This is a genomic window from Herbidospora galbida, assembly GCF_005233835.1.
GTDB classification, from domain to species: Bacteria; Actinomycetota; Actinomycetes; order Streptosporangiales; family Streptosporangiaceae; genus Herbidospora; species Herbidospora galbida.
Genome location: NZ_SZQA01000100.1, coordinates 1 through 3,627, shown reverse-complemented (window position 1 = coordinate 3,627; position 3,627 = coordinate 1). Strand labels below are relative to the sequence as shown.

General features: G+C 68.5%; 3 protein-coding genes and 1 pseudogene. All 4 read left to right on the top strand.

Going from position 1 to position 3,627, the window contains the following annotated elements; translation table 11 throughout:
* Nucleotides 1–217: 217 nt before the first annotated feature.
* Nucleotides 218–1,201 (top strand): 2-dehydropantoate 2-reductase, encoded by a 984-nt coding sequence (locus FDA94_RS38815; protein ID WP_137252005.1) that lies wholly within the window; start codon nt 218–220, stop codon nt 1,199–1,201.
* A gap of 32 nt (nt 1,202–1,233) precedes the next feature.
* Nucleotides 1,234–1,865: pseudogene (fdhD, locus tag FDA94_RS38810) on the top strand (formate dehydrogenase accessory sulfurtransferase FdhD); the annotation flags it as partial.
* 212 nt (nt 1,866–2,077) lie between these two features.
* Entirely contained in the window at nt 2,078–3,097 is a 1,020-nt protein-coding gene (locus tag FDA94_RS38805) for a polysaccharide deacetylase family protein (RefSeq protein ID WP_137252004.1), read from the top strand.
* Between the two features lie 69 nt (nt 3,098–3,166).
* Nucleotides 3,167–3,627: hypothetical protein (locus tag FDA94_RS38800; RefSeq protein ID WP_137252003.1), on the top strand; the 461-nt coding region annotated here is incomplete at its 3' end.

The following is a 3,627-nucleotide window of genomic DNA, read 5'->3' as shown; positions in this document are numbered from 1 at the left end:
CCGGCAGCCGTGGGCGGAGACCAGCGGGACCTCGGCCGCGACCAGCGGCAGCGTCGCCGTGGCGGCGAGCCGGCGGGCCCGCTCCCAGGGCAGGTCGGCGGGCCCGGCCGCGTGTTCGGGCCGGGTATGCGACAGCACGGTCATCGGTCGACCTCCTTGACGACACCGTTGCCATACCGTATACCGAATGCACTGTCGACGCGAGAACGGAGCTAGTGTGAAGGTCGCTGTTCTTGGCGCCGGCGCCATCGGCGCGTATGTGGGGGCCGCCCTGCATCGCGCCGGCGTCGAGGTGCATCTGATAGCCCGCGGGGAGCATCTCGCGGCCATGCGGAAGTCAGGCGTGCGCGTGCTCAGCCCGCGCGGCGACTTCACCGCCCACCCGCACACCACCGACGATCCCCACGAGGTCGGCCCCGTCGACCACGTCTTCCTCGGCCTGAAGGCCAACTCCTACGCCGCGGCCGGTCAGATGGTCGCGCCCATGCTCCACGAGTCCACCAGCCTCATCGCCGCCCAGAACGGCATCCCGTGGTGGTATTTCCACCGGCTCGGCGGCCCCTACGACGGCTACCGCATCGAGAGCGTCGACCCCGGCGGCTCGGTGACCGAGGCGCTCCCGCTGGAGCGCGCCATCGGCTGCGTCGTCTACGCCGCCACCGAGATCGAGGCCCCCGGCGTGATCCGCCACCTCGAAGGAACCCGCTTCTCCATCGGCGAACCCAGCGGGCAGTTGTCGCCCAGGTGCGTCGAGTTCAGCAACGCCATGGTCGCCGGCGACCTCAAATGCCCGGTCGAGGCCGATCTACGCAAAGACATCTGGGTCAAGCTGATGGGCAACGTCGCGTTCAACCCGATCAGCGCGCTCGCCCGCGCGACGATGGCGGGCATCTGCCGCCACACCGGCGCCCGCGAGCTGGTCAGAACCATGATGGAAGAGACGGTCGCGGTCGCCCAGGCGGTCGGCTGCAACCCCCACATCTCGATCGAGCGGCGGCTCGCCGGGGCCGAGAAGGCCGGCGAGCACAAGACCTCCACGCTCCAAGACCTGGAGAAGGGCAAGCCGCTCGAACTCGACGTGCTGCTCTCGGCGGTGGTCGAACTGGCCGACCTGACCGAGACCTCGGTGCCCACGCTCCGGGCGATCCACGCCGTCACCGATCTCCTCGACACCCAGACCCGGCTTGTCGGCGCCGCGTGACCGGCATATCGTATGCTGTATACATCGGCCGGGCGAGCGGCATCGAGGCCATCCACTACTGCGCGGGGGCGCTGGAGAACGGCCAGAACACCTACAACGCGCTCGACGTGCGGCTCACGACGGGCGTGACGTGGCGGCCACCTTCCTGGAGCGCAACTTCTACACGACCTCGTCGTGCGGCGTCTGCGGCAAGGCCTCGCTCGACGCGGCCCGGACCGTCGCGCGCTGGGACGTCACCCCCGACGACGTCACGTTCTCCGAATCGGTCATCGCCGGGTTGCCCGAGAGGCTGCGTACCGCCCAGAAGGTGTTCGACCGGACCGGCGGCCTGCACGCCGCCGGGCTGTTCACGCCGACCGGCCGGGCGCTGGCCGTCAGAGAAGACGTGGGGCGTCACAACGCGGTCGACAAGCTCGTCTGATGGGCGCTGCGCGACGGCCGGCTGCCGCTTCGGCAAACAGCTCTCATGGTGTCGGGCAGGGCCTCGTTCGAACTCGTCCAGAAGGCCGTCATGGCGGGCGTTCCGGTGCCGGCCGCGGTGTCGGCGCCGTCAAGCTTGGCGGTGGGACTGGCCGCCGAATCCGGGTTGACCCTGCTCGGGTTCGTGCGTGGCCGGTCCATGAACGTCTACTCCGGAGAGGAGCGGATCAGCGCGTCATCATGAAGGCGCCGCCCGAGGTCAGGGGCATGGCCGGTGGCGTCTTCACGATGGCGGACGGGATGCCGGTCGGTGACACTTCGCCCCCTCACCACCGGCATCCCGAATGCCACATTTCGCCCTGTACGTGAACTTTAAAATCTCTTAGCCGTCTTCGTCCTCACCTAAGGGGATCACTCTCCGTGTCAATGACATGACTTATCGGAGGGGCACCAGAGATGAGAGCCGCGGCGACTGTCGGATTGATCGTGCTGGCCGGGTGTGTGGCATGTGGCGCCGACCAAGGCCAGAAGCCCGCTACGGCGGTCGAGGTCAAACCGGCGGCCATCAAGCCGGTGAGCGCGGCCAACGCGAAGGCGGTCAAGGCCAACGAACTGGGGCAGATCCCGGTCCTGATGTACCACCGCATCATCGAGAACCCGACCACCCAGGACGACCGCACGCCCAAGCAGTTCCGCACCGAACTCGAACGGCTGGCCAAGGAAGGCTACGTGCCGATCACCGCCGCCGAATACGTGACCGGGAAGATCGACATTCCGGCCGGGAAGCACCCGGTCGTGCTGACCTTCGACGACTCGTCGCCGTCGCAGGTCACCCTCGACGGGACCGGCACCCCGGCCAAGGACACCGCGGTGGCGATCCTGCTGGAGGCGGGCGCGAAATATCCGGGCTTCCGCCCGGTGGCCACCTTCTACGTGACGCGTGACATGTTCGGCAAGAGCAGCACGACCGAGCAGGCGCAGATCGTCGCCTGGCTGAAGCAGCACGGCATGGAACTCGGCAACCACACGAAAGACCACACCAACCTGATGGGCAAGCCCAAGCAGGTCGTGCTCGACGAGGTCACCGCCGGGCACAAGCTGATCACCGACCTCAACGGCGGCGAGGTCGTCACCTTCGCCCTTCCCTACGGCAACCAGCCGAAGACCAAGGAGTGGGCGCTCAAGGGCTCCGACAAGGGGGTGAAGTACAACTACTCCGGCGTGTTCCTGGCGGGCTACATGCCGGCCCAGTCGCCGTTCAGCGGGGCGTTCGACCCGCTGGGCATCCCGCGCATCCGGTCGATGGACAAGAAGGGCGACTGCGCGAAGTTCTGCTCGACGGGGTGGCTCGACTGGCTGAAGGAGAACCCGGGCGAGCGCTACACCAGTGACGGCGACGCGCGCACGGTCGCGTTCCCGAAGTTCCAGGAGACCATGCTGGCGCCGAGCGCCAAGACAAAGGCACTCGCCTATTAAAAGATCATCTTTCCATCAAGATCGCCTAAGTCCGGTCTGTCCGGGGATCACCGTGGGAATTTCGCCCCCATGCGGACATATATGGTCGTCGGCCTCGGATTCGGGCTGGCGCTGATCACCGGGTCGGCGGCCTTCGCCGACTCGGCGGATAGAAAGCACGGCAACCAAGCCGTGAAGGACCGGCACCACAAGCACGTACAGGAGAACAAGCAGCACGGGCGCCCGACCGTGCACCGTGACCACACACGGGACCGGCGCCCGGTTGCGACCCGCGCTCTCGGCACGGCCGCCCGGCGCACGGTCATCGGCACGGCCAGCCAGCACGCCGCCCTGGCTGCGGTCCACCGATACGCGGCACCGGGCACGCACAACCAGCGCGCGACCTCCGCCGTCGTGCAGCGGCGCACGGCCCTGGCCACGGCCCAGCAGCGCGCGGCCTACGCCGCCCTCCAGCGGCACGCGGCCCGGTACACCACCACCGGGCGCGCAGCCGCCCACACGGCCGACCAGCACGCCGCTCACGCGGCGGC

What these genes read in the sequence shown, in the direction of transcription:
- FDA94_RS38805 (WP_137252004.1), top strand. Translation starts at nt 2,078, where the DNA reads ATGAGAGCCGCGGCGACTGTCGGATTGATCGTGCTGGCCGGGTGTGTG.